The sequence below is a fragment of the Saccharothrix sp. AJ9571 genome (assembly GCF_021725495.1).
Lineage (GTDB): Bacteria > Actinomycetota > Actinomycetes > Mycobacteriales > Pseudonocardiaceae > Amycolatopsis > Amycolatopsis magusensis.
In genome coordinates, this window is the sequence record NZ_CP091382.1 from 9,725,863 (window position 1) to 9,752,293 (window position 26,431).

Annotated in this window: 22 protein-coding genes; 11 read left to right on the forward strand and 11 right to left on the reverse strand. The window is 71.0% G+C overall.

Going from position 1 to position 26,431, the window contains the following annotated elements; translation table 11 throughout:
- Nucleotides 1-50: 50 nt before the first annotated feature.
- From L3Q67_RS44205 to eccCa, 5 genes are all read right to left on the reverse strand, one after another.
- Nucleotides 51-1,757, reverse strand: a complete 1,707-nt coding sequence (locus L3Q67_RS44205) for a right-handed parallel beta-helix repeat-containing protein (protein ID WP_499187356.1) — start codon at nucleotides 1,755-1,757, stop codon at nucleotides 51-53.
- Between the two features lie 46 nt (nucleotides 1,758-1,803).
- Nucleotides 1,804-3,054 carry a hypothetical protein gene (locus tag L3Q67_RS44210; RefSeq protein WP_499187357.1) on the reverse strand — a complete coding sequence of 417 codons (1,251 nt, stop codon included), beginning with the start codon at nucleotides 3,052-3,054 and terminating at the stop codon, nucleotides 1,804-1,806.
- A 126-nt stretch (nucleotides 3,055-3,180) separates the two neighbouring features.
- Entirely contained in the window at nucleotides 3,181-4,425 is a 1,245-nt protein-coding gene (locus L3Q67_RS44215) for a WXG100 family type VII secretion target (protein WP_499187358.1), read from the reverse strand.
- A gap of 3 nt (nucleotides 4,426-4,428) precedes the next feature.
- Nucleotides 4,429-4,755, reverse strand: a complete 327-nt coding sequence (locus L3Q67_RS44220; RefSeq protein ID WP_499187359.1) for a hypothetical protein — start codon at nucleotides 4,753-4,755, stop codon at nucleotides 4,429-4,431.
- Nucleotides 4,748-8,731: a type VII secretion protein EccC gene (gene eccCa, locus L3Q67_RS44225; RefSeq protein WP_499187360.1), complete on the reverse strand. Its 3,984-nt coding sequence runs from the start codon at nucleotides 8,729-8,731 to the stop codon at nucleotides 4,748-4,750. The genes L3Q67_RS44220 and eccCa overlap by 8 nt, the downstream gene beginning before the upstream one ends.
- A 190-nt stretch (nucleotides 8,732-8,921) precedes the next feature.
- Here eccCa and L3Q67_RS44230 point away from each other — a divergent pair, with 190 nt between their 5' ends.
- From L3Q67_RS44230 to L3Q67_RS44250, 5 genes are all read left to right on the forward strand, one after another.
- The gene (locus L3Q67_RS44230; RefSeq protein WP_499187361.1) at nucleotides 8,922-9,536 is read left to right on the forward strand and encodes a hypothetical protein; all 615 of its coding nucleotides are present in this window, start codon (nucleotides 8,922-8,924) and stop codon (nucleotides 9,534-9,536) included.
- Nucleotides 9,537-9,580: 44 nt separating this feature from the next.
- A complete protein-coding gene (locus L3Q67_RS44235; protein WP_499187362.1) occupies nucleotides 9,581-9,874 on the forward strand; it encodes a hypothetical protein in 294 nt (97 codons plus the stop codon).
- A gap of 168 nt (nucleotides 9,875-10,042) precedes the next feature.
- Nucleotides 10,043-12,100, forward strand: coding sequence for a hypothetical protein (locus tag L3Q67_RS44240; protein WP_499187363.1), 2,058 nt, complete (start codon nucleotides 10,043-10,045; stop codon nucleotides 12,098-12,100).
- Nucleotides 12,097-12,717 (forward strand): SMI1/KNR4 family protein, encoded by a 621-nt coding sequence (locus L3Q67_RS44245; protein WP_499187364.1) that lies wholly within the window; start codon nucleotides 12,097-12,099, stop codon nucleotides 12,715-12,717. Before L3Q67_RS44240 ends, L3Q67_RS44245 begins: the two co-directional genes overlap by 4 nt.
- A 398-nt stretch (nucleotides 12,718-13,115) precedes the next feature.
- Entirely contained in the window at nucleotides 13,116-13,814 is a 699-nt protein-coding gene (locus tag L3Q67_RS44250) for a DUF6973 domain-containing protein (protein WP_499187365.1), read from the forward strand.
- 105 nt (nucleotides 13,815-13,919) lie between these two features.
- Here L3Q67_RS44250 and L3Q67_RS44255 read toward each other — a convergent pair whose 3' ends face one another.
- Nucleotides 13,920-15,746: an alpha/beta hydrolase family protein gene (locus tag L3Q67_RS44255; protein WP_499187366.1), complete on the reverse strand. Its 1,827-nt coding sequence runs from the start codon at nucleotides 15,744-15,746 to the stop codon at nucleotides 13,920-13,922.
- Between the two features lie 219 nt (nucleotides 15,747-15,965).
- On the opposite strand from L3Q67_RS44255, the gene L3Q67_RS44260 reads away from it, so the two are divergent.
- The 5 genes from L3Q67_RS44260 to mycP are packed head-to-tail and all read left to right on the forward strand — an operon-like array spanning nucleotide 15,966 to nucleotide 20,260.
- A complete protein-coding gene (locus L3Q67_RS44260) occupies nucleotides 15,966-17,657 on the forward strand; it encodes a hypothetical protein (protein WP_499187367.1) in 1,692 nt (563 codons plus the stop codon).
- A 24-nt stretch (nucleotides 17,658-17,681) separates the two neighbouring features.
- A complete protein-coding gene (locus L3Q67_RS44265) occupies nucleotides 17,682-18,260 on the forward strand; it encodes a hypothetical protein (RefSeq protein WP_499187368.1) in 579 nt (192 codons plus the stop codon).
- Nucleotides 18,254-18,634, forward strand: coding sequence for a YbaB/EbfC family nucleoid-associated protein (locus L3Q67_RS44270; RefSeq protein WP_499187369.1), 381 nt, complete (start codon nucleotides 18,254-18,256; stop codon nucleotides 18,632-18,634). The genes L3Q67_RS44265 and L3Q67_RS44270 overlap by 7 nt, the downstream gene beginning before the upstream one ends.
- Entirely contained in the window at nucleotides 18,634-18,972 is a 339-nt protein-coding gene (locus tag L3Q67_RS44275; protein WP_499187370.1) for a hypothetical protein, read from the forward strand. Before L3Q67_RS44270 ends, L3Q67_RS44275 begins: the two co-directional genes overlap by 1 nt.
- A gap of 4 nt (nucleotides 18,973-18,976) precedes the next feature.
- Nucleotides 18,977-20,260 (forward strand): type VII secretion-associated serine protease mycosin, encoded by a 1,284-nt coding sequence (gene mycP, locus L3Q67_RS44280; RefSeq protein WP_499187371.1) that lies wholly within the window; start codon nucleotides 18,977-18,979, stop codon nucleotides 20,258-20,260.
- Nucleotides 20,261-20,269: 9 nt separating this feature from the next.
- On the opposite strand, the gene eccB is transcribed toward mycP, so the two are convergent.
- From eccB to L3Q67_RS44305, 5 genes are all read right to left on the reverse strand, one after another.
- Nucleotides 20,270-21,673 carry a type VII secretion protein EccB gene (gene eccB, locus L3Q67_RS44285; RefSeq protein WP_499187372.1) on the reverse strand — a complete coding sequence of 468 codons (1,404 nt, stop codon included), beginning with the start codon at nucleotides 21,671-21,673 and terminating at the stop codon, nucleotides 20,270-20,272.
- A gap of 4 nt (nucleotides 21,674-21,677) precedes the next feature.
- On the reverse strand, nucleotides 21,678-23,057 hold the full coding sequence (gene eccD, locus L3Q67_RS44290; RefSeq protein ID WP_499187373.1) for a ubiquitin family protein: 1,380 nt from the start codon (nucleotides 23,055-23,057) through the stop codon (nucleotides 21,678-21,680).
- Between the two features lie 111 nt (nucleotides 23,058-23,168).
- On the reverse strand, nucleotides 23,169-23,516 hold the full coding sequence (locus tag L3Q67_RS44295; RefSeq protein WP_499187374.1) for a hypothetical protein: 348 nt from the start codon (nucleotides 23,514-23,516) through the stop codon (nucleotides 23,169-23,171).
- 14 nt (nucleotides 23,517-23,530) lie between these two features.
- Nucleotides 23,531-23,854 carry an SAV_915 family protein gene (locus tag L3Q67_RS44300; protein ID WP_499187375.1) on the reverse strand — a complete coding sequence of 108 codons (324 nt, stop codon included), beginning with the start codon at nucleotides 23,852-23,854 and terminating at the stop codon, nucleotides 23,531-23,533.
- 48 nt (nucleotides 23,855-23,902) lie between these two features.
- Nucleotides 23,903-25,459, reverse strand: a complete 1,557-nt coding sequence (locus tag L3Q67_RS44305; RefSeq protein WP_499187376.1) for an ICP22 family protein — start codon at nucleotides 25,457-25,459, stop codon at nucleotides 23,903-23,905.
- A 668-nt stretch (nucleotides 25,460-26,127) separates the two neighbouring features.
- Here L3Q67_RS44305 and L3Q67_RS44310 point away from each other — a divergent pair.
- Entirely contained in the window at nucleotides 26,128-26,385 is a 258-nt protein-coding gene (locus tag L3Q67_RS44310; protein ID WP_499187377.1) for a hypothetical protein, read from the forward strand.
- The last annotated feature ends 46 nt before the right edge of the window (nucleotides 26,386-26,431 follow it).

The window sequence follows — 26,431 nt, forward strand, 5'->3', positions numbered from 1 at the left end:
CGCCCTGGGATGCGTGGAAACGAGGGAAGACGCCCGCCGGGCACCGCTTCTCAAGATCGGCGACTGAACCTGAGTTCGCGCGATCCGGATGAGCTTTCGACGACAGGCGTCCCGCCGATGGCGGCCAGCACATCGTCGCGACGCAGCTCGCGCAGTTCGGCGGGCTCCGGGATCCGGCCGAGCCCGCGCAGCCGTCCCGACTGCGCCTTGCGCACGGCCTCGAACAGCTTGCGCGCGTCACGGGCGTTGCCGAAACCTGGTTCGGCGGAGAGCCGCCGGAAGTGCTCGGTGAGCTCGGGCGCGGCGGCTGAGTCGAGTTCGTAGTCGCCTGCCGTGACCATCCGGGCGATAATGCCGACCAGTTGGCCCGGGGTGTAGTCCTCGAACTCGACGGTCTTGGCGAACCGCGAGGAAAGGCCGGGGTTCGCGGCGAGGAACTGGCGCATCTCGTCGGTGTAGCCCGCGACGATCACCGCGATCTCCTCCCGGTGATCCTCCATCAGCTTCACCAGTGTGTCGATGGCTTCCTGGCCGAAGTCGCCGCCGCTGCCGGACTGCCGCGACAACGTGTAGGCCTCGTCGATGAACAGCACCCCGCCGAGCGATTGCTCGAACACCACCGCTGTTTTCTCGGCCGTGTGCCCGATGTACTGGCCGACCAGATCCCGGCGGGATACTTCGCGGAATTCGCCTCGTGGCAGCACGCCGAGCTCACGCAGCAGTTTGCCGTAGGAGCGGGCGACCGTGGTCTTCCCGGTGCCGGGGGCGCCCGCGAAGATCAGGTGGTGGCTCAGCGCGCCGGTGGCCAGCCCCGCCCGCGCCCGCCACCCGTTCACCTGGATCTCGTCGACGAGCGAGCGCACCTCGGCCTTGACCCCCGGCAGCCCGACCATGCCGTCCAGCTCGGTGAGCAGGGTGTCCAGCGGGCTGGCCCCGCCGACCGGCTCGCTGGGTTCGGTCACGACCCGCGCCGTCGCCGCGCCGTCGAGCCGGATCGCCGGTTCGGCGGTGTTGCTGATGTCGCACGCCTCGATCGAGCCGCCGCAGCCGGGGCCCACGTCGATGCCGACGCCGCGGGCGTCGCGCACCGAGGTGTGCTTCAGCACGGGTTCGCTGCGGTGGGCCACCACGATCGCGGCGTGCCCGGTACGGCTGATCCGGCAGTTCTGCACCGTGGGCCGCGCGTGCTGGTAGATGTAGAGGCCGCGCTGGCCGCAGCCGCTGATCGTGCACGAACGCAGCATCGGATCGGCGCCGAGGCCGATGATCACGCCGTCCGCGGCGACGTCTTCGATGGTGACGTTCTCCACGACGCCGGACGTACCTTCCAGGATCAGTCCCTGTTCCGCGCCGGTGATGGTCACGTCCTTGATCGCCAGCGGCCCCGGGCCACGGACCGCCACCCCTGGCCCCCGGCCGGCGTGCACGGTGCAGCCCGCCAGGGTCAGCTCGGCGTTCTCGGCCCGCACCGCCGCCGCGTTTCCGCCGCGCACGTTCACCCCGTGCACGGCGAGCGTGCCACCGCGGGCGAACAGCACCGGCACGTCGGCGCCGGTGCCGTCGAGCAGCACCTCGGCACCGTTCGCGGCGCGCAGGGTGAGGCAGCGCTCCGTCAGCTCGAGGGTCTCGGCGTAGGCCCCGGCCGCGATCGAGACACACGCGCCGTCGGGTGCGTCGAGCACCGCCTCGCCGACGGTGGGATAGGCACCGTGCGTCGCGGGGTCGACCAGCAGGGTGCGGCTTGCGGACATGGTCATCGGTGCGCCTCCTCGTCCGGCCGGGGCGGTTCCTGGGGCGAGGACATCATCGGGTCCCTCCGATCGGCAACGACGCGGCGACCGCAGGCGCGTGCTGGTTGTCCATCCGGTCGAGCCGCAGCCCGGGCACCGCCATCCGCAGCAACCGGTCGGCGGCGGCGTCCACGGCGGCGTCGGTGGTGGCCGCGACCCGCAGCACGCCCGTGTGCTCGGGCACGGTGATCGCGACGGTGCAGGCCACCCCGGGAACAGCGGCGAGCAACCGGTGCAGCACGTCAATCCGCGCGGTCAGCGAGCGGGCGCCGAGACCGGAGAGCCGCAGGCCCACCTGGGTCACCGCCCCGGCCCGCCAGTACCACCGCTCCTCCCTGATCGCGTTCCTGCCCGGCCCCGCGTGGCTGAGCCCGGCCAGCGTGGCGAGCAGCTCCGGCTCGGTCAGCGTCGCCGCCGCCATGCCGGCGTCGCGAAGCTTGCGGTGCAGCTTGCGCACCGTGTTGCCGAGGACCACGAGCAGCTCGCCATCCTCGGCGAAGTTCGGGTCGCGCAGCATCCGGACAGCCAGCCACGCTCTGGTCTCCTCGGCGGGCTGAGGGCCGCGATGCAGCACGAGCTGCGCCCGGACGGCGGGCAGGGTGGTGCCGGTGTCACCGGTGTCGGCCAGCAGCGCGCGGGACAGCGCGAACCTGGCGAACGCGGCCGGGGCCGTGTCGACGGGACGGAGCACGGCGAGCAGTTCCTCGGCGCGGCTGATCACCCCGGTGGGTATCCCGGCGAGTTCGACCGTGCGTACCCCGGCGCCTGGCGCCAAGCCGCTCAGCAGGGCCGTCGCATCGTGGGGCAGGTCCTTGGCACGGCGCCGCGCCAGCAGCCGGGCCCTGGACATCAGCTCGTCGGAGAGCCAGCGGCCACGGACCCGCACGGCGGTCCAGGTCAGCAACGCCGCGGCGGTCAGCAGCAGGCCGGTGCGCACGGGCCATGGACTGCCGATCGCGAGAAACACGAGTACCAGCGCGAGTTGCCAGCAGACGATGCGCAGCACCGGCAGCTCCAGCGGCCTCCGGCGGGCCGGCGGGGGCGGTGGCTCGATCCGGTTCACCGGCACGGTGCTGGCTGCTGCGGCTCTCGCGGGCGTCGGCGCGGGGCTGGGCCGGGGCGCGCTCGTCGTCGGAGTGGCCGGGCGTGGCCGGGGCGCGGCGACCCGTGCGCCGGCCACGGTCGCGACGGGTGGTGCCTTGGGCTCGGCGCGCTCCGCGGTGGCGCGCAGCGCGCCGGCCCACGGCCGCTGCTCGGCCGTCATCGCAGACACCTCATGCCACCCACGATCCCGGCCCGTACATGAGGTTTTGATGACGGCGACCGTTCTCGGTAACCGGGACTTGAGCGACATCGGGCCGGACGGAATGCCGTTTTCGGAAAGCGATGGTCATGCTCTCGGGCGGCGGGCCCTTCTCGGCTGTTCTTGCTCCACCGGCTCCGGCTTCAGCGGCGTGGCCGCGCCGGGCTTGCCGACCTGCCACACCTCGTGGTCGAGCGTTTCCCCGGACGCGGGATTGGCCGTGCCCGACATGGCGACCGGCCGGTAGCCGCTGCCCGCCGGGTCGGCCAGCGCCGAACGCCCGCGCAGCCGCGGCGGCACTCCCGGCGTCGCCGGCGGGGTCCGGGTGCGTCGCTCGCCGTCTTCCAAGGAACGGGCCGGGCGAGTCCGGCCGGAGCGGCCGGCCATCCCCGCCATCATCGGCGGCATCATCATCATGGGCGGCATCATCCGGCCCTGCCCCCGTGCCGGTCCCGGTTCGGTCGCGCCCGGCGACGCGGGCGGCTGCGGCGCCTCGGGCGTGGTGCGGGAGGTGGTGAGCGGTACCGGATCGGCGACCCGCTCGATCCGCTGCGGCACATCGGATCCGGCCGTACCCGGTACCGGCCCGCCTGCCGCGCTCGCGTCGAACCCGCCGCCCGCCAGGGAACTGCCCGGCGGGCGCGAGCCGTCCAGCGGTGAACCGTTCCGACCGCCGCCGGTCGTGCCGCTGGCCGGGCGGCGGGCGCCGGCCTTCGGGCTGCCCGGTGGCACGGCGATGAGTCCGGGGATCGACACGGTGCCCGGCGGCAGCGTCGCACCACCCAGGCCCGGCCCGGCGCCGGATACCGGAGCCGGCGCCCCGGTGAGCCGCGGGGCCAGACCGTCCGGCTCGGCGGAGCAGCAATCCGCCGTCGGCCGACCGGCAGGCGCTTCGGCGCCGGCCGCGCCGAGTACCGCCTCGGCGGCCGCGAGGAAGTAGCGGTCGAGCTCGCCGAGATGGGCGGCCGTCTCGTGGTTGCCGTCCTCGGCAGGCTGATCCACCGCGCCGGTGAGCCTTGTCCTGGTCAGCAGCAACTGCCTGGCCAGTTCGTCCAGCGCCAGCCACGGCTGGTGCCGGGTCACCCTGGAAAGCGCCTCGTCGATGGCGGCCGTGCGCAGGTTCACCTGGCGGGCGAACTCGGTGCCGGTCGAGTCGTTCCAGCTCGGTTCCAGGTGGTCCAGTTCACGCCGCAGCGAGTCGGCGAGCTCCCCCAGTTCCGCCGCGACGGTGCGCCACATCCGGCTGGCCTGTTCGACCCGGACCAGGTGCGTGTGGGCCTCCACGTCGACGAGCGCGAACTGGACCATCGAAGGCAGGCGGGCGTAGTCCATCGCTCAGTCCCGCTCGGCGAGCTCGATGACGGCGCCGAGCACCGCTCGCGCACCCGCCTGGTCGCTGGCCTCGTAGTCGGCGGCGGCCACCGCGGCCGCGGCCTTCAGCGTCGCGATGTCGTCCCTGGTTTCGGCGAGGAAGTGGCCGAGCGACAGCGTCGCGGCCAGGTCGGCGGCGGTGAACCCCGCGCACGCGGACATCCCGGCCGGACAGGGGGTGGCCGCTGGTGGAACCGCGACGTCGGCCACCGCATCGGGCCAGGCGATCCGCTCGGCGAACTCGCGCATCGCCTCCGGGTCGCCGTGCATCTCCTGGCGTGTCTCATTCATGGCTACTCCCCTCGTCCTTCGCCAGCCAGCCGAGCTGGACCAGTCGCGCGGCGTGCCGCCTGCCGACCAGCCACGCCCGGCCCGGCGGCAGCGGTTCCGGTTTCAACCCGCCCAGCAGCGGGCCCTCCTCCTTGTCCCCGGACATCAGCAGGCCGGGCGAACCGACATCGCGCAGCCGGGAGATGAACGGTTCGAACAACGCCCTGCTCGCGCCTCCGGTGCGGCGGGCCAGCACCACGTGCATGCCGATGTCACGACCTTGCGGCAGGAAGTCCAGCAGCGGCAGGAACGGATTGTCCATCTGGCTGACCACGAGGTCGTAATCGTCGATCAGGAGGTACAGTTCCGGCCCCTGCCACCAGCTGCGGTCGCGCAGCTGGTCCGGGGTGACGTCCGGCCCGGGCAGCCGCGCCGCCATCTCCCCGGCCAGCTGCCGCATCAGCCGGGTGGTCGACTCCCGGTCGCTGCCGTAGCCGATGAGGTGTTCCGAGGTGACGTCGCCGAGCAGGCCGCGCCGGTGGTCGACGATGATCACCCTGGCCTGCCTCGGTTCGTAGCTGTCCGTGATGGCCCTGGCCAGGGTCCGCAGGAACGTGGTCTTGCCGGACTCGGTGTCACCGAACAACACCACGTGCGCATCGGCGCCGAAATCCAGCCGGGCCGCGCCGAAGTCGTCCTCCGCGATACCGACGGCCAGCCGGTGCGTGGCGGCGTCGTGGGCACGGGACAGCTTCGCGTAGGGCAGCTGTCCCGGCAGCAGCCGCACGGCGGGCGCGGGCGAGCCCGGCCAGGCCGCGGCCACGGTGTCCACCAGATCGCGCACCCCGTCGGCGAGTCCGGCCGGGTCCTCGACGCCGTCGATCCTGGGCAGCGCGACCAGCAGCTGGTGCTTGCTCATCGTCACGCCACGACCCGGCGCGCCCTCGGGCACCTTGATCGCCGAGGCCCGGTCCACCATGCTGTCCACCGGGTCGCCGATACGCAGTTCCAGCTTGCTGCCGAACAGGTCCCTGATGTTCATCCGCAGGTCGAACATGCGGGCCGCGGACACCACCACGTGCACGCCGTAGGAAAGGCCGCGCGCGGCGATGTCGGCCACCACCGCCTCCAGGTCGTCGAACTCGCTGCGCAGGGTCGCCCAGCCGTCGATGACGAGGAACACGTCGCCCCACGGATCTCCGTCCGGACCGCCGCCTTCACGCACCAGCCGGCGGTAGGCGGGCATCCCGTCGATCTCGCGCTCGGCGAAAACCCGTTCCCGCTGCGCGATCAGCGTGCGCACCTCGGCGATCGTGCGCCGCACTGCGCCCACGTTCTGCCTGCCCGCGACGACGCCGACGTGCGGCAGGCCGCGGATCGAGCCCAGTGCGCCGCCGCCGAAGTCGAGGCAGTAGAACTGCGCCTCACGCGGCGTGTGGGTGAGCGCGAGGCTGGTGACGATCGAGCGCAGCGTGGTGCTCTTGCCGGACTGCGGCCCGCCGAGCACCAGCACGTGCCCCGCCGAACCGGACAGGTTCAGCACCAGCGGGTCGCGCCGCTGGTCCAGCGGCCGGTCCAGAATCCCGACGACGGCCCGCAACGCACCGGCCAGCCGCTCGTGCGCGCAGCCGAAGCCCCGCTCTTCGTGTGCGACGAGATTCGGCAGCAACGCGTCCAGCGTGGGTGAGGAGTCCAGCGGCGGCAGCCACACCTGGTGGGCGGGCGTCCCCCGGCCGCGCATCCGCTCGACGATGATGTCCAGCAGGCTCTCCCCCACCGCCTCCTCGTCCGGCGCGGGCTCGGTCTCCGCGGGGTCGAGCGCGGGTGCCAGGTACCGCGTCGAGTACTCCAGCAGCTCCATCTCGCCGTCGTCCCCGGAGTCCATCGGGCCCGCCTCCCGCGCATGATGCGTGCCGGAGACGTACGCCGAGCGGAACCGCACCATGGACTTGTCGTCCGTCTTGAGGAAACCGTGGCCCGGCGCGCGAGGAAGCTTGAACGCGTCACCGACGCCGAGCACCGTCTTGCTCTCCAGATCCGAAAACGTGCGCAGCCCGATTCGATACGACAAGTGGGTTTCCAGTCCCCGCAGCCTGCCTTCCTCGAGCCGCTGGCTCGCGAGCAGCAGGTGCACGCCGAGCGCACGGCCGACCCGGCCGATCTGCACGAACATGTCGATGAAGTCGGGCTTGGCCGAGAGCAGCTCGCTGAACTCGTCGCAGATCACCAGCAGCGTCGGCACTTCCGGCAGCGGGGCGCCGGTGGCGCGGGCGCGCTCGTACTCGCGCAGTGAGGTGAAATTGCCCGCCGCCCGCAGCAGTTCCTGCCTGCGCAGCAGCTCACCGGTGATCGCGTCGGTCATCCGGTCCACCAGGTGCAGCTCGTCGGCGAGGTTGGTGATCACCGCGCTGGTGTGCGGCAGCTTGTCCAGGGTGGCGAACGTGGCGCCGCCCTTGAAGTCGACGAGCGCGAAGTTCAGCGAGTTCGGCGGGTGGGACACCGCCAGCGCCAGCACGATCGTGCGCAGCAACTCGCTCTTGCCGGAACCGGTGGCGCCGATGAGCAGACCGTGCGGCCCCATCCCGTCCTGCGCCGACTCCTTGAGGTCCAGCTCCACCGGCGTGCCGTCGGTGCGAAGGCCGAACCGGACCCGCAGCCGGTCCCGCGTCGGCCGCCGCACCCAGGTCTCGCCCGGGTCGAAGGTGCGCGGGTCGCCGATCTCCAGCAGTTCGGCCAGATCGAGGTCGGCGCTCAGCGGTTGCTCGCCGCGCCCGCCCGCACTGGCCCGCAGCGGCGCGAGCTGCCGGGCGACGCCCTCGGCGGCGGGAACGTCCAGCGCATCCGCCCACCCGAGTTCGACCGTACCGTCCAGGGTCTGGCTGGCCAGCGTGCCATCCTGGCCCACGTGCAGCACGATGGTCGCCGGGTCGAGCGCGCGCGGCGGCGCACCACGCAGATCGATGACCGTGACACCCTCCAGTCCGCCCTCGGCCATCAGCGTGTCCGAGCCGGCGGTCGACCCGCCGTCCAGCACCACGACCACGTGCGGCATGGCCGTCCGGCTGTCCACCGAGAGGTCGAACCGGGGACGCTCGCCGAGCAGGTCGTCGATCATCGCCTCGATCGACACGATCGAGCCGGCCACCAGCCGCAGTGGTCCCACGGCGTCGGCCCGCTCGGGGTGCAGTGCGTGCGGCAGCCACTTGAGCCACTCCCAGTCCGCCTGCGCGACCGCCGAGGGGCAGGCCGCGATCCGCAGGTCGTCCGGTGACTGCAGCGAGGCGAGCTGGGTGAGCACCGCGCGCACCAGCGCGGTCGAGCGGGACCGGTCGCCGCGGACGTAGATCCGGCTGAACCCGTTGACGGCCATGGCGAGCGGCAGCCCGGGAATGGCGGTGTAGGTGGTGAGGAACCGGCGCAACGCGAGTGCGGACAACGGCTCCAGCTGTTCCAGCGGCTTGGCCTCCGGCGGCACGAGGGTCATCGCTGGCCGCTGCTGCCCGGTGCCGATGCGGGCGACCCCGAAGTCGGCGTCCACCGGGCGGCGCTCCCACAGCCGGTAGCTCGCGACGAGGGAGAGCAGCGCGGCCGGTTCCGGGTGCAGGTAGACCATGGCGTCGCGTTGCTTGTGGATGGAGCGGGTCAGCCGCAGCCGCTGCTGACCGAGGTGGCGGAGGTAGCCACGCCGTTCCTGGCCCATTTCCCGTTTGCTGGGCCCGGAGGAGTTGAGCAACGCGACGCCGAGCATGCCCAGCATGCCGACGCCGAACAGGGCCATCACGACCAGCCGCAGCACCCCGGCGTCGGCACCGAAACTGCCGGAGAACATCAGCATCATCGCGGCCATCATGGCGATCATCGGGATCACCATGAGCACCTGCGTCCACTGCCGTCCGGCCGGCTGCGGGATCTCCGGCGGCGCGTCGAGGATGAGCTCACCGGAAGGTTGTTCCGGGGCGGGCCGGCGGACCGGCCTGCGCACCACGACCGTCGGCATCGCGCTCCCCCTTCGTACCCGGACTCCGACGATTCTCACGCCGGTTCGCGCCGATGCGGGGTCGTTGGCAGGAACGTGCCGCGCGCCCGGCGGGCGGGCCCGCCCGAACTAGCGTCGAAAGTGCCCTGTCACTGCTGAAAACCAAGGGCGGGGAAGACGGCGTGAGCCGCAAACGGGAAAGGAGGCTCCGATGACCGGTAGCGGTTTGATGGACGCCAACACGGACACGCTCGCGAGAGTAGTCCAGATGGCCACGATGGTCGTCCAGGAAATCGAAGGTCACCGCGGCAAGCTCGAGGGTGAAGTGAACAGCGTCATCCCCGCGCAGTGGAACATGAACCAGTCCCAGGCGCTGCTCGTGGCGCACAAGAAATGGGACATGGCCATTCGGAACCTGTGTCAGAAACTGGAGAAGCTGGGTGGCGACACCCAGTTCGCCATGAATGACTACATCGGCGCCGACGAGCAGGGTGTCCAATGCTTCAACGGCGCCCAGGGTGACGGCGGTGCGAGCTCCGGTGGCGGCGGTTTCGGCTTCGGCGGCGGCTTCGGCGGCGGCTTCGAGGGTGGAGGCGGCTTCGGCGGCGGTGGCGGCTTCGGCGGCGCACTCGGGGGTGACCTGGGTGGCGGTCTCGGCGACATCGGCGGCGACATCGGCGGCGGTGATTCCGGCGGCGGCAATTCCGGCGGCGATTCCGACAGCGGTGACGGAGACGGTGGCGGCGGTCATTCCGGCGGCGGTGGTTCCAGCGGCGGTGATTCCGGCTCCACCTACGCGTTCGCCGGGGTGCTCCGGGCACTGTGACCTTTCGCTCCAGCTGAGCAACACATCATGGAAGGAGATGACCCGTGCGCAAACTCGCGATGTTCGGTGCGCTGGACGGACTTTCGGCGAGCATGAACGGCTGTGTCAATGGCGTTCAGCAGTCGATCGATTCCTGGGGCAATGCCTCGGGAATGACCCAGGCCGACTGGACCGACCAGGCCGGCGGGCAGTTCGCCGAGATCAGCAGGGCCTGCCAGCAGGTGATGGTCGCGGGACAGGAACTGATGCAGGCCATGAACCAGGGTGTGCAGTCCTGCAACTCGGAGAACATGGCCGCGGTACAGCGTTCCTGCGGAAGGCTGGGCTCCGGCGCGTGACCGGACCCGGCTGAAGGTGTCCCGGTGCGCTTGCGCGCCGGGACACTTTGCCTCGTGCCGTTGCTTTCGCCCCTGGCAGGAACAGGTCAGCGGCGGTCGCGCGAACACCGAGTCCAGGACAGTGAGGACATCCCGGCGATCTGGCGTTAGTCGTATGAGAGGCCTGCGATGCCCGAACCTGGTGCGGCACAGTCCACGGAATCGCCCGCGTCCGCGGAGAACTCCGGCGAAGCCTCGGCGCCCGCGGCTCCGTCCACGGGGTCCTCATCGGCGGCGCCTGCCGATTCCGCGGGGCAAGCGAAGCCGGAAGGAACATCGGATTCCGGTGGTTCGTCGCAGGAAGCGCCTCAGCCGGACGGTGCTCCGGCGGACAAGGCCACTGAACCCGTACCGGACGGCGGAACCGGCAACGAGGACAAGCAGGCAACGGCCGACCGCGACGGTTCCGCACAGGAGCCCGGCCAACCGGGCTCCACATCGGACGATCCGAACGCATCCCCGTCGGCGCCAGGTGGTGACGAGCAAGAACGGGCGAGCCCGGCCACGCCTGCCGGCGAGGGTGAGCAGAACGAGTTCCGCCGAGCTGTCTACGAACAGGAACCGCCCACCGGCCCGGCCGACCCGATGTACCGGGTGGCCGACGACGTGGACAAAGCCGGCGAGAAAATGGCGACCACCGCCGAAGACGGCGCCCGAGCGTGGGCCGCTACCGAGGCGGACTGGGCAGGCGCGCCCGCCGAGGACGCACGACAGCGTGCGACCGAACTGGCCGAGGACGGCAAGGCGACAGGTCAGCTGGCGAAGTCGGTGGCGGATGCCGCCAGGAAGAGCGCGGACCACGCCGACCAGGCCAGGCTTGCCGACGAGCAGGCGCTCATGGACGGGGAAGGCGACTGGAACCTCGCTCGCGCCTTGCTGGCCGACGGGGAAAGGCAGGTCGCCGAGACACAACTCGCCGCGACGACCGCGGACGCCACCCGGCAGAACCACGCCACCGCCGAGGCGGGAATCCGGCAAGTCTGGGATGAGGTGTTCGGCAAGGGCGGTGAGCTGATCGACGCCGCCGGTGACGCCGTCAAGGATGCCGGTGACCAGGCGGACGAGGCGATCGGCGACGCCGGTGAGGCCTTGGCCGACGGGGTCAGCGGCGCGATCGAGTCCGCGGGCGAGTTGCTGGGCGGCCCGGTCGGCAGGGCGGCGGGAGAAGGGGTCGGTGACGCCATCGGCAGCGACCTGGAGACGGCCGGGGAGCTGGCTGGGGAGGCCGTGGACGGCCTCGCCGGCACGGTCGGCACCGGCCTGGAGACGCTCGGCGGGGTCTCCGACGCGATCAGCGACGGCATCCGCGAGGGCGACCCTTGGAGCATCCCGGGCGAAGTGGGTGCCGAGTACGGGGAAGGTGTCGGCGAGACCGTCGAACACTTGCTGGAGACACGCGACGACATGGCTGACGCCGTCGTCGACGGTGCGGCGGAGGGTGCTGAGGACCTGGGCGAGACCGCGGTCGAAGTCGCGGAGGCAGCCGGCGTGCTCGACGACGCGACGGAGGCACTGCGCGACGCGGGCGACGGTGCTGTGGACTCCGCCTCGTACCTCGGTGAACGCACCGACGACCTCATCGATGGTGCTGGAGCCGGTGTCGGCAACGCACTCCAAGCGCTGGGATTCGCGACGGCGGGGCAAACCGTCACCGGCTTGGCCGATGCGGCCGGCGACGTCGCCGCCGAGGGGGCGTTGGCGCACGGCGCGGGGGTGCGAAACAGCGTCTACGACGCCGCCCAGGGCCTGGATGGTCAAGACCGGGCTCGGACCGTCTACATCTCCCACGAACGCTACCCGGCATCCGCGGAGCACATCGACGAAGCCCAGCGTGGAACCATCTGGCGTGGTGACGTCCCCCGGGAGATCCGACCGGGGATGGACAGTGTTTTCAAGGTCGATCGTGAGGGTGCCGCCGGCCGTCGTGCGGCCGCTCTGGGCTCGCTTCCGTCGAGCTCGGAATACGATCGGGACGAGTATCCGCCCGCGGTCGCGGATACGACCGGCGAGAAAAGCGTGAAAAACCTGCCTTTCTCCGACAACCGGGGCGCGGGATCATCGATGGGCAACCAGATCAACGGGCGAGATGGCTCCATTCAACGCCAGCTCGAAGGGACCGGACTACCGTTCTTCGGTGACGGCCGCGTCGACGACGGCGACCGGATCGAATTGAGGACTTTCCGATGAGCACAGCGTTGACGAGACTGGTGGAGCAGGCCAAGGGGCCGCTCGGGCCGCCGATCGAGGCGGACTTCGGCGTCGGCTTGCCGGGTGAGCTCGGCGTGTTGTTGTCGAAGCTGAACGGGTTCGCGCTGTTCAATTACGGTGTCCAGACGTTCCACGCCGGCCCCTCCGGGCTCGGCCCGGAACTCGGCGCCTGGAACGCCGCGGACACCTGGAAGGACGCCTACGGCGACCTGGCCGGCGGGCTGCTGTGCTTCGCGCAGGATCTGTTCGGCATCCAGTTCGCCATCGACGATGGCCGGCGGGTCGTCGCCTTCGATCCGGAAACGGGCGAGCGCGAGAGCGTCGGTCCGGATCTCGACAGCTGGGCCGGCTGGTTGCTGGAGCAGCCGGCCGTGCACGGCGCGCGGTCGTTCGCCACGCTTTGGCAGGACACGCACGGCGCGCTCGGGCATGACGAACGACTGCTGCCGGTCAAGCCGTTCGTGCTCGGCGGCGAGTACGAGGTGGGCAACCTCGTCGTTCGCAACGCGGTGACCGCGATGCGGATCCGCGGTCCACTCGCCCGGCAGCTTCGCGACCTGCCCGACGGCACACCGATTTCGGTCATCACCACCTGATCCGCGCTGCGACATTCCCGTGTGGCGGAGAAGTCCGCGGAGGGTGGCGGGTCTGCGTCAGGGCCGGCGACGTCGTCTTCGGCGGCACCTACCGGGGGCGAGGACAAGGCGGCGGCTGAGGGGAAGCCGGGTTCCGAGGATTCCTCGCGGACCGTGTCCCCATTGGACGGCGATACGGCGGCACAGGCCGCCGAGCCGGTGCAGGATGGCGCAGCCGGCGACGACGATCCAGCAACGGGCGGCGCTGAGGCTTCCGGGCCGGCGGCTGACCGAACGGACTCCGCCACGGCCGCCCTGGACGCACCACGACCGCGGAGGCGACCCGGCGGAACCACACCGCCGCCCAGACGGGAATTCAGCAAGCCTGGCAAGGGATAGCCGATGACGGCTCGCGCCGCGTGCCGCCCGGCGAACCGGCTGGATCGGCCCAGAACGGCGCGGCGACCGGTACCGTCCACCAGCCGGCGCAAGCCTTGCAGAACGCCCAGAGCGCACTCGCCCAGGCCGGCCAGAACGACCCCGTCGCGAGTCTCCCCGCGCCACCGTCCGATGAGGACCTGCTGCGCGACTACCAGGTCGAGGACGACTGGCTTCCGCCGGTCGAGTTCAACGGCCAGCCGTACACGTGGAGTGAACTCGTCACGGCCCTCAACAGCGGCGCTCCGTGGGGCCAGCAGCGGGTCCAAGGAGAGGCCGCCGATGCGGCCGCGCGGATCTTTCCCGACCCGGACGGCCCCGACGACCCCCAGGGAGGACGTCCTGACGTCGGGGGCAATCATCGTGATGCCTTCCGCCACGCCTATTGGAACGCGCTGAGACCAGGGAGTTCGGCGGCCGAGGTCGGCGTCGGGCACGAGCGGCACCCGGACAGACCTGACCGGGATCCGGCACGGGAAGCGCGGGCGGAAGCGATGGATCTGTACAACAACCAGATCGGCAGGCAGATCGCCGCGAGCTTGGGACCCGACGCCCCGGCCGAGGACGTGCACAGAGCCATCGAGCGAGCGGTGCTCGAAGGGAAACTGGTCGTCTTCAACGAGGACTACAGCCTGCTCGTGCCCAGTGGAGGCCCCGAAGACTTCCCGCCGCCCAGGTAGCGCCGGCAGCAGCCCCGCCGCAGGAAACGGGACCAGCGATTCCGGCGGCACGGCAACGCGGTTCCGCGGAACGACCCCGGCAGCTCTGGCAACCGGCAGCGATGGTCACCGCTCGGTCGGCTGGTTGCCCGCCACGATGTCGCCGATGTTCCGCAGGCCCGGATTGGGCACCTCTCCCCTGATGTACCGGTCGTGGGAGCCGGTATCCGAGTAGTCGGCTTCCTGCGGTGGTCCCGGGTCGGTGCGGAAGAATTCGCTTCCGAAGCCCGAGGCGGTGGGATCGGTTCCGTGCGGTGCCAAACCCAAGGGGGCCGATCCGAGGTCGGCGACGAGGTCGTTGTCGGCCTCTGTGGCCCACACCCGGCCCGGAGGGAGGTTGAGCTCCGACGCGTGGTCCACGCCGAGCCCAGGACTGCTGACCGAGATGAAGTCGTCCACCGGCAGATCCCGGTAGTCGCGTGCCGTGGTCCCGGCGACGGTACTGCCGTAGCTGTGCCCGATGAGCGTGTTGTGCGAGGGTGCACCCTCGTGGCTGTCGCGGAGTCCCTGTTGGAAGCCGGCCAGCTCGTCCTTGGCGTCCTCGGCGTACGAGCCCGATGCCGCGTCCGAAAACCAGTCCGGTGCGTCGTAGTCGAACCACGCGATGCTCGAGACCGACTCCCCGGAAGCCCGGGCCTCCTCGGCGATGGCGTCGGCGGTTTTGAGCACCCCCTCGAAATTGTCCAGATCTGTCATCATGCCGGGGACGAAGGTCGCGACGTTGTCGGCTCTGTCCGGATCTCCGTTCGCCACGATGAACCTCCCGTCGTCATCCCCGTCTACACCGAGGAGGTAGTACCGCTCCCCATCGGGCGAAACGCCTCCCAGGCGCTCCTGGAGTTCATTGAGTGCGTCGATCTTGCCGTCGAGATCGAGGATCTCGTCGCTCAACTCGCCGTACTCCGGATCGTTTCGCGGACCCCGGCCCACTTGCTCGCGTTCGGCCACGAGCCCATCGCGTTCGGCCACGAGTGCGTCGCGTTCCAGGCCGAGCACGATGCGGTTGGCCGTGTCGCGGGCGACCGCCGGTACACCGTCCTGGTTGCCGACGAGTTCCGGTTGTTCCCTGGCGAGTTCGTTCCAGTGCTCCTCGATCTGCTCCCGGGTCGCGCCTTCGGGCGGTTGAGGCAGTTGAGCGGGACCTTGCCCGACCTCGAGGCTTCGGATGCCGGCCGCCGTGATCTCGTCCTCTCGGTTGACGTCGCGCACCGTGGCGGCCTCGATCTGCCCCCTGGCGACGTTCCGGTCTGCGTCGGGAAGGAGATGGGAGAGCTGATAGGGCATGTCGTTCGAACTGACGACCGCCTCCCTGCGTTGAATGCCGTCATCGACGTGAGCGGCCGCCGCGTTCGTGTAATCGGCCAGCGCCGTGGCCTCCTTGTCGAGGGTGTCGGCCTCGGTGGTCACCGAGTCGGCGCGGTTCCGCGTCGCCTCGCCCGCGGAGTCGTTCCATGCCTGTCCGATGGCGGTTGTGGCCTGCTCACCCTGGTCGCGAGCCGTGGTGGCCGTCCCGCTGATGTTGCGCACCTCGTCGCCGACCGTGCGCAACCGCTCCGGCGGGGTCACCTCCTGGACCTTTCCCTGCACCGCCTGTGCCAGCTCGCTCTTTTCGCCGTCCGCATCGGACGTACCGGATTGCTCCCGGGCCTGACCCCGGTCTGACGACGATGCCGCGTCGTGCGCTCCGTCTTCGACCGCGTCCTGGGGCGCAGCAGGCTCGCCGGAACCGTCGGCAGGGGCGGCCTCGGTGGCCGTCGCGGACGAGCCTTCGCCCGTGGGCGTGGTTTTCTCAGGCTGGGCAACGGGTTCTTCCGCCTTGGGCGCGGCCGGCCCGGCGGGCGCCGAAGGCGCCGTGGCCGTGCCGCCGCCGGCGCCGCCCGAGTCCTCTGCCATCTGCGGAACTCCTCGATCGACACAGTGGAAGGAAGCCCAGCTTCGCGTGCCGAGAACGGCCGTGACGGCGGCTGACCTGTTCCGGCCAGCGCACGCCCGGGACCCGGGTGGCCGGAACAGGCCAGCCGCCGCCTCACCACCCATACCGGCGCAACACTGGGCTCGGCGCTGATCACCAAGGCTCCGGGCGGGTCGATCGAGAAGTTCAGGGAGTCCCAGATGGCCGAATCACCGGGAAACGGTCCGACCGCGCCCGCCGACGGCGCAAGCAGTGGTTCCCCTGCCGCACCAGCGGATTCCGATGCGGGCGCCTCGGCTACGACGGGCCCGGCTCCCTCGGACAGCCAACCGGCAGCGGCCCAGCCCGCGGACGCGGAGACCAAGGACCCGGCGGCCGGGGATCCCACGGCGAAGGAACAGGGGCCTACGGACCCCGCGGCCAAGGACACCGGAACCACCGAGCCGAACGAGGACCCGGCGCGGGCACAGGACGGTGGCCGCACCGATGGGCGGGACGGGGCCGCCGGGAACGACGATCCCGCCAGGACAGCCGACCCGGGTCAGCAGCCGCCGGACGAGCCGGGGTCTGCGGGTGCTCAGCCCGCGGCACCGGAGGGCAAGACCCCGGACGGCGACGAACTCACCCAGCGAGTGCTCACCGGGGAGCCGCTGCCCGAGACCGATACCGGAGTGCTCCGTACCGCCGCCGATGGGCTGCGCACGTCAGGGACCCGCGGACAGGAAGCCGCCGACGAGGCGCTGAGCGTGGCTCACGGAACCGGGCAGGACTGGCGTGGCCGACCGGGCGAGCAGTTCGGCGAGCAGACGACCGAGGAGGCCGAACGGACCAGGGCGACCGGCGAGGACATGATCAAGCTCGGCGACGGACTCTCCCGCGGTGCCGACACCGTGGACGCGCTCACGCGGGAACGGCTGGCCGACATCGACGACAGCCGTCCGATCTTCGACATGAGCCGGACGATGCCCCGTGGAGAAGGCACCTTCGTCGAGGAGCGCGTGGTGGGCGACCTCGTCCAGCGCGGCAAGACGGCGACCGAGCAGGCCACGCAACAGGTGCGTGGAGCCTTCGAGGGCTGGCAGGTCAGTCCGGTCCAGTACGAGCGGGGTCCCGTGGAGACCGGGCACCGGCTCGAAATCGACACCGGGAGCAAGAAGCTCGGCAGGAACCCCGAGAAGCCGTTCGGCGCGAACAAGACCGAGGACCAGATCGAGCGCAGCAAGCTGAGCGACCCGTCGCTGGTGCGGAACTACGACGCGGTACGCGACGCGTCGTTCCAGGTCGACTCCGGACTGCGCAACCTCGAAATCGCGGGCGACGACGTGCCGGTACGGCTCACCGCCGACGTCACGGGATGGCGCAGCGACTCGTCGCCGCTCGGGGGGTCCCTGTACACCGAATTCCTGGACACGCCCACCCCGAAGGGGGGCCGGTTCGATGGAAGAGCGGCCTGGGGCGCGGGCGGGTCGGCAGACGTGCGCGCCGACGTCGGCGACACCTCGGTCCGGGCCAGGCTCGAAGCGCTGGCCGGCGCCGAGGGCGAGGCCAAGCTCGACGTCGGCTCGCAGTTCTTCGGTGCCGGGGCCGGCGGCTTCGCCGGGGCCAAGGTGAGTGCGGCCGGGTTCGGCGAGGTCGGCGGATTCGGCGCGGGCGGCAAGGCCGAGGCCCGGGCCGGCATCGGTCTCGACGCGGGCGTGACCTTCGGCCAGAAGGACGGGCACTGGGTGATCGGCGGCAAGATCGGCGCCGCACTCGGCATCGGCGGGAAGCTGGAGGGGCAGATCGTCATCGACCCGGCCAAGGCTGGACAGACCTTGCAGGACATCGGGTCGGCCATCGTCGAGGGTTTCCGGGATCCAGGCCCTTCGATTCCCCACACCACCTACTTCTAGCGGAGATCCACGGTGCCGGCGAACATGTCTTTTCCCATCGAGTTCACGATGCCACCCGGCTGGCGGGCCCCGCGGCCGCAGGAGGCCGAGTCATCCGCGGGCACGGTGGTCGCCGTGCGACCCGAGCGGGCCGCGACCATCACGTCGGCAGGCGAGTTCCGTCCGGACGGCGCGGGCCTGCCCGAGATCGCCGACGAGGCCGTCGCCGCGCTGATCGAGCCCGGCGCGCGCGTCGACGTGCTGAGCCGGACGGAGGTCGGCGCGCCCGACTCGCCGGGGCTCGCGCAGATCCTGCTTCTCGGCGGCGCCGAGGCGGGCACCCAGGAGGTCGTGCAATGCCAGGCGTTCCTCGCGATGCTCGATGTCGGCGGCGGCAGCGTGCGCGCGGTGCTGCGGTTCGTGCTGACCACGACCAGGCAGCAGGCCGGGGCCTTGGTGGGTGACTTCCAGCAGTTCCTCGCCACCGTCCACCTGACGGCCGGGAGCGTGGAGCAGGACGAGCAGCCGGCCGCCGGGCCGCAGGCCCCCCGGCACACCCGGTCGGGCTCGCCCGGCGAGAAAACCCCGATGGCGAACGGAAAGTCCAGGGAGGACCCATGGTGAAGCCGATGATCGACCCGGCCGCGCGGAAGGCGGACTACGAACGCCTGCGCGACGACCTGCTCGAAATCAGGGAAAAGATCGCCGGCATCGAGGCGTCCGCCGACTCGCCCGACGGCCTCGTCAGCGCCACGGTGGCCGGCCGCGGCGAACTGAGCGAGCTGTACCTCGATCCCAGGATCTACCGGACGCACGACTCGAAGGCGCTCGCCGCCTCCATTGTGGACACGATCAAGGACGCGGTCGCGCAGTCGCAGGAGCGGCTGTTCGAGATCACCCGCCAGTACCTGCCGCCCGCTGCGAAGCTCGAAGACACCGATGTGCACACCGGCCCCTTCCTGCACCAGCTCGACCGGAAGATCAAGGGAGAGTTCTGATGGCGGACTACGACATGGACCCGGATGCCGTGAGCCGCGGCATCAACCAGCTGCGCGCTGTCGGCGAGGACTTCGGCGGCGCGTGGGAGACGCACAAGCAGGCCATCCAGGCCGGGCAGGCAGGCATCGGTGGTGACACCCTCGCCCAGGCGTTCCTGGAGAAATATCTTCCGCTCGCCGAAAAACTGACGGCGAAGGCCGACGGCATCCCCGCCGCATACGGCAGGTTGTGCGACGACGCGATGGGCTGCGTGGCGGACTACCGCGCGGCGGACGCCCAGGGAACCGGCGCGGTCAACCGCCTGACCGGTACCGACGGCCGGGAAGCGCCGGCCTAGCGTCATGACCGGTAGCAGGCTGGCGGCGGCGGCCGTGGTCGCCGCCGCCCTGGTCGTCCATCCCGGCGTGGCGACGGCGGCACCGCCGCCGGGTGCTTGTGGCGACCCTGCCCCGGCGAGCCCCACTGTCACCGAGGTGCCCTGGGCACAGCGGACGCTGGACACGAAGACCGTGCACGAGCACGGCACCGGCGCCGGCGTGGTGGTCGCCGTGATCGACTCCGGGGTGGACACCGACCATCCGCAGCTGCGGCAGCCCGGAAAGGTCCAGCCCGGTCAGGATTTCTTCCTCGTCGGCGATCTCCCCGGCAGCTTCGACTGTGTCTCACACGGCACCGGGATCGCCGGCATCATCGCGGCGGCACCCACCCCCGGCATCGGGTTCACCGGTCTGGCGCCGGACGCCACGATCCTGCCGGTCCGGATCAGCGAGAGCGACACGACCGACGGCGCCACCCAGTCCATCGACCCCGTGGTGCTCGCCAGGGGCATCTGGTACGCGGTCGACCAGGGTGCCGACGTCATCAATCTTTCCGTCGCGGGTGGACTCGACAACGGCTACGTACGCGACGCGATCCGGCACGCGGTGGAAAAGGACGTGGTCGTGGTCGCTGCCGCGGGCAACGCCCAGGAGGGCGCCGCGCCCGGCCCGGCGAGCTATCCCGCCGGCTACGACGGCGTGCTCGGGGTCGGTGCGGTGGACATGACCGGGACCCGCCTGCCGAGTTCGCAGATCGGGCCGCAAGTGGATCTCGTGGCCCCGGGGGCGGGGGTGCTCAGCGCCGCGCGGGCGGGCGGGCACCAGTACCGGGACGGCACCAGCTTCGCGGCGCCGTTCGTGTCGGCGACCGCGGCACTGGTGCGCGCGGCCGGGCCGGAGCTGTCCGCCCCGGAAGTCGTGCAGCGGATCCTCGCCACCACGAGCCCGGCGCCGGGCGGCCGGGACAGCGCCGCCTACGGGGCCGGGCTGGTCAACCCGTACCGGGCGCTGACCGACACCCTCGTGACAGCCGGCCCGGCCGCCGTGCCCGCCGTGCGGCGTCCCGTGCCCGATCCCGCAGAGGTGCGCCTCGCCGAATGGTGGGACGACAGCACCTCGACGGCATGGACCATCGCGATCCTCACCGGCGCGCTGGCCGCCCTCGGCGCGACGACAGCCCTCGTGCTGACCCGGGGGCGCCGCAGTGGCTGGCGATCCCGGCGCGCTGTCCTTCCACCCGCCGAGCCCCCGCGCGATGACCTGCCGGACGAGATGTTCGTGGTGCCGCCACCACCGGCGGAACGCTGACCCACCGGTTCAGGGTGCCAGCACCGCGGCCGGGTCGAGGCCGCTACCCAGCGGCACCCTGTCGACGAGGCCGGCGGGCAGCCGGATGGGTTCCGCGTCGCCGTAGCCGAGGATGTTCAGCACCTCGCGGCTCGCCAGCGGATACGCCCGGCCCTGGTCGGTGACCAGTACGAGGGTGCCGGCGTGCGCCCCCGCGCTCGGCATCACCTCGACCAGCATCGCCCGGCCCGGCTCGACATGGACGCGGTCGGCCATCGGCATCCCGTGCGCACCCCGGCGCGGCGTGGCCGTCGTCGCGGTGCCGGGCACCGGGGAATCGACGTGCAGCACCGGAACCGCCGCGGCGGACTCGTAGGTCGCGCAGAGCGTGCCCCCACCGGCGAACCGGGGCCGCACCGCGGGCGCCGCACCTGGGCCGGCCGGCGCAGGGGGCGCCTTGGGAGCCGCGGCGGCCGCGGCCGGGCCGAGCGGAACATCCACCGGCTGGCCGCCGTCGTAAGCTCGCCCGGTTTCCGGATCAGCGCGCTGGATGTCGTATTGCAGCGGGGAAATCGGCCGGAGCCGGTCCGCCTCGGCCAGGTAGTGTTCCCGCCCGCCGGAGGTTTGCACGACGAGCAACTGGCCCACCCGCAGGCTGGCCACGCTCGGCACGGCCGTGGACGGCGAGCCGGCGCCGGCCGGGCGGATGGGCTCGATCGGCGCGCCCGCGGGCAGGATGTCCACCAGCGGCATCCCGGCCCGAGTCCTCGGCTCGGCGCTCAACGCGAGCCCCGCCGACACGATGTCCGGCTGCTGGACGCGGTGCCGGTAGCCATTGGCGATCAAGTAGGTCTCCCCGCTGGCAGGCACCTCGGCGAGCACCGCCGCGCCGGCCACCGGCCTGCCGCCGGGCGCGCCGGTGCCCACCAGTAGCAGCGATTCGTCCACAGTGGACCCGCTCGGGTCGGGTACCGGCCGCGAGCAGAGACTCCAGCCACCGGTGAGCAGCTTGTCCGGGGCAGGCAGCTCGTCCGGCGCGTCCGGAATCCCGATCCACGGCCCGCGCGGGACACCCGCCAGCGAATCACTGGACACCGAGACCGTCTCGGCATGCTCGCCGAGTGCGAGCAGCGCCGAGGCGTAGTTCGTCACCGGGTGCAGCACGCCGCCGAGGTAGACATAACGCGCCCCGGATTCCTGCGCCACGATCACCGAGGGCTTTTCCCGCCACGACGTGTTCCCGCCCGGGTTGACCAGCCCGTACACCCAGAACCCCACCAGGGCCAGCACACCGATGACGATACTGCCCACCGCGGCGCCGCCGGGACGGCGGAACGGCGGTTGTTCCGGGTCCGGCTCACGCGTCACCAGTGCCGAGATCACCCGCTGAGCCAGGAACTGGTGCGCCTGCAGCAGGTCGCGTTTGGACGCCATCGCCTCAGCCCCCCAGCCCGCGCACGAACCCGTACAGGCCCAGTACCGCGCACAGCACCGGCATGCACGCCAGCACGATCCCGATTTCCAGCAACTCGGCGAACCTGCCGAAGAACGGGCTCGGCAACCGCTTGCTGTGACCGAGGCCGGTCAGGATCGCCAGACCGGCCACGGCGAGCAGGACGGGAGTGGTCACCGCGAGCAGACCGCCCGATCCGGCCATCACCGGGCCGATGGCCAGCGCACCCGCGCTCGTCACGCCCGCGAGCAGCAACGGAGCCCGGTGCCGCAGGGCCGGGTAGAGCCGGGCACGCAGGCAGAAGCCCACCGACAGCACACAGAGCAGCACGACGACCGAGGTGCTCGCCTGCCTGGCCATCACGAACTGGCCCAGCACGGCGACCATGGCCGTACCGCCGATCGCGCCGGTGAGCAGCTGGTCGGCTCGCAGCACCGCGGCGTACACCGCGTGCCGCGGCGGCTGCGGATCGTCCCGCACGAGGTCGGCGGTGCTGCGCGGGAGCACCGGCATCGGCACCCGGCCCAGCCGGGTGGCCAGCGGGCCGAGCAGCGGCGAGAACAGCAGCACCACCACGGCCGCGACCGCGGCGCCGTCCACTCCGTCCAAGGCGTCCAGGCTGGCCAGCCAGGCCGCGAGCCCACCCAGCAGGCCCGCGGTGACGCCCCCGATGAACAGTTCGGCGCGTTCGACCACGCCGGCGTACCCCAGCGCGGAGGCCACCACCAGCGCCGAGCACGCGGTGAGCAGGTGCGGCGCGCCGAACCCCGCGACCTGCGGGCCACCGCCGAGCAGCAGCCCGCCGCCGGCGAAAGCGAACGGCAACCCCAGCGCGGCGACGACCGCACCGGCGCCCGCGTCGCCCAGCGCGCGGGCCAGCGCGGTCCCGGCGACGAGCAGGGCCGCGCAGCAGCAGAAGGCGACCCACGCCGCCGTCGCCCATGGCGGCCCGGCCCTGACCACCGCCAGCAACGCGAGGGCGGCCGCGAACGCTCCGGTGAGCAGGCCCGCGGCACGGGTGTGCACCGGCCCCCACAGCCGGCCGGCCCGCCCGGCGCCCTGCGCGATGGTGTCGGCGAGGTCGTCGTACTCCAGCTCGGGCCAGTGCAGGCGGCGGGACACCAGGTGCAGTACCTCGCCGTCGCGGATGCCGCAGGTGCCGAGGGACGTGGCGAGGTCGAGTGCGGTGCCGTCGGTCTTGCGCAGCAGCCAGCCACCGTCGGTCACCCCGTCGTCGGCGAGGTTTTCCCCGGCGCGGCGCAGGAGGCCTGGCAGGACCTCGGCCACCGAGGCGCGCTCCGGCAGCGCCACGTCGATCCGCCGGGCCGGTGCGTCGATGGTCACTCTGACGAGGTTCGTCGTCATCCGCGTCGTCCTCCGGGCCTTTGTGGATTGGGCGGCAGCATCCTGCCGCCACCGTGGGAATTCTCGTTCCCACGATGGAATGCCGACGGTCGGAGTGAGCGAGAACGGCAGCTACCGGACACTGGTTTCACCGGGCGGTTCGTCCGCTCCGGTGAGACCGCGGATGGTGCTCGTGCCCTCGGCGTTCGCGGCCAGGTAATCGTCGACGCAGCACTGCATGTCGTCACATGTGGTGCGGTATGAGTCGGACAGGCCATCGGCGCGAGACATCAGACGTTCGGCGATCGGCAGGTACCGCGAAAGGAACGCTTGTGTCATCACGTCGTCGCCAAGTCCGGACGCACCGGCGGCGAGCGCCTCCCGACGGCTTTGCCACGCCGAGCCGAACGTCTCGCCCACGGCCCGAAACCGGTTGATGCCGTGGCTGACTCCGTCGGGATCCATGTCGTACCGGGTCATGTCGCCTCCTCAGCTCAAGCAGTGGTGTGCCGGACCGTTGTTCCGCTCTCGGTCACTTTCCGTGGGGGCGTGGTGCGGAGTTCCGGCGGGATGACGACATCGAGGAGAACCAACTCGAACGGTTGTACTCGCTGAATTCGCTCCAGCATCTTCGTCGGCAGCAACAGCCACGGCTGCTGCTCACCACAGCAGGACTTGAGCCTGTCGAGCGCGGAGTACGCCATGAGCGCCATACGACTGTCGTTCGTGCGACGCAGTTCGACAACCGCGTCGGCGGGATCCTGCACATGAGCTTCGCACGGCAGGTAGACCACCGGCGGAAACTCGGTGTCGTTCATTTTCTGACTCTCCTCACGTGTAAGCGTCAGTTCCGGATCGATGCTTCCCTACTCGTTGCCTGTCAGCCATTTTGCGCCGCCCCAGAGCGCCTCTCCGGCGGAAACGATGTCAGTCCACCCGTTTTCGGCGGCGCGCCCTACGTCGAAGCCGTTCTCGAAGAAAGAATCCACCATTCCCGACGTGAATGCCCCCGCCACTGTCCCGGCAAGAGCCCCGACACCGGCGCCGACCGCCGTGCCGACAATGGGTACGGGGATAAAACTTCCGACCGCGGCACCGACGGCCGCCCCAGTCGCGACCGAGGTGCCAAGTCCGACCCCGTTGGAGACGATGGCCTGCGGAGCCGACTCGCCGCCGTTGTAGTAATCGTTGACAGCGCCAGCGACAGCGAAAGGCGCACCTACCACCCCGCCCACTTTCAACCCGTGCGAAAGAGATTTCCCGATCTCCGCCCGGCTCTGGTGTTCGGCGGCCGCATCCAGGAGCGCCGCGGCCTCGGCTTTTGTCGCTTGGCTCCATTTGTCATAGCGGCCATCGAACATCCAGTCCACGATGTTGGCGCGAGCATCCAGTAAGTCGCCTCTGGCCATCAGGTCTGGTGCCGCCATCTTGGAGAGGTCGGCCCTCACCCCATTGACCGTGTCGGCGCCGGCCGCTGCCGCGGTGGACGAACCCGTGATCAGGCCGGACACATCCACGGTGTCCGCGGGCGGAGCTTCCCACTGGTCCCAGGCAGGATCGTTCCTGATCTGCTCCGCTGTCAGGTTGGCGATCCGTTCGCGTTCGGCCGCAGCCATGTCCTGAGTACGCTGATCCACGACTTCGCTTTCCCCGGCACCGAGAAGCGGGCGGAGGAGATCGACCGATCCCGCATCCTGATCGCTCTTTTCGATCTCTCGCAAGGCCGCGTCGATCTGCTCTTGACTGCGGCCGACTTGTTGCCCCAGCGCGTCAGCGGAATCGCCGACGCCTTTCGTCTCATCGAGCGTTCGGCCGGTCCTGTCGCGCGCTGGGTCCTGGTTCGGGTCCAGCCAGGAGTCGACTACATCGCGGCTGCCGCGGTCGCCCTCGGAATGCGCTACCTCAGAATCGCGCTTCGTACCCTGCAGCTGCTCGATCAGGGGCTGCAGAGACCCCGCCGTGGAATCGTTCCGCTGATCTTCTGGCGCGACGGGTCCGATGAAGTCGTCGTCGCCAGGGCGTGGGCGCGTGTCCTCGTTGTTCACCTCCTTCATGTCCGCGCCGGGCGTGGTCCCCGGAACATCCTCTTCGCTCCCATCGGCGGGCGCGGCCTGTCCAGGCTGCTCCGCGCCCCCAGGCCCGCGTTCTTGGGCGTCGTCGCCAGCGGGATCACCAGGCGGATCCTGGTTCGCTGTCGTGTCCCCGCTGGCACCGGCGGCGTCGGAAGGTGGCGTCGGTTCCGACGTGGATTCCGGTGCCGGTGCCTCATCCGCGGAGTCTTCGGCGGGCTTGCCCGGCGCCGAACTGCTCTCCGGCGCCGCGGCCGACGTATCCCCCGACGATTTCTCCGGTGCCGGGGCTTCAGGTGTGGGCGGCGCGCCCGATGAGCCGCCGTCGGTGCCCTCGCCGGAAGGTGTCGTCATCTCGTACCCCCGAGACCGAAGATGCGTTGCAGTCGCACCTCAGTCTCCGCCGACCCCCTGTAGTGCTGAGCGGTTTGTCAGGTTCCGGCCACCCACAAACCGGATCGGAAATCGTGCATCAATCCTCCAGCCTTCCTCGCGTGCTGAACGTGAGCAAGTGGCCACGGGTTGGCGTTGGGCAGTTATGCTGTCACTGCTATCTGGGGGGGTGGCGTGGTGTCACGGGGGTACGCGTCAACATCGAAGCGCTGAAAGCCGCCAATTCTGCGCCGACGTTCCCGTTCGGAGTGACAGCCCGGGTGATGATGTTGCGGTTCGCCTCGTCAGTGTTGATGGCGAGGAACCGCCCGTCGGGGCTCAGTCTCAGCGTGTGTGCGTGCGAGCCGACGACGGTTTGCCGAACCACCACCGGCCGTCGCGGATCACACGTTGCCGACCTCGGTCACCCCGCGGGTGCGCAGCACATAAGCCCTGGTGCCGTCCGGAGAGACGCTGATCCGTACGGCGGGCCGACCACGGAGTTCTCCACGCGGGTTCTCCCGCGACGATCCCGTCCTCGTCCGGGTGCGGCTGCCTCGGCACCCCGACCTGCAGGGGGCAGACCGAGGACGGTCAGCGCGTCCGTGTCGCCTCTCACCTCCCGATCGCCCGGCTTGAGTTTGCCGTCCATGAACGCCGACGCGGCCATGTCCGCGTCGCTGAGCATCAGCAACCGGGAACCGTCGAAGTCGGTCGGCAACTGGTTCGGCGGCGAGTCGGCTGCACATTCGCCGCGGGTTCCGCTCGCCGCGACCTCCGAGCCACCGACCGCTGTCGCGGACGGAGCGTCCGTGTCCACCAATAATACGGAGATGCCCACGGCAGCACCTGCGGCAGCGGCCATCTTCCGGCCGCGTGAGGTCCTCATCGATCGATCCTCCACATAGGCCCGACAACACAGTGCCGTAACGCTATGGAGCGCTACCGTCCACT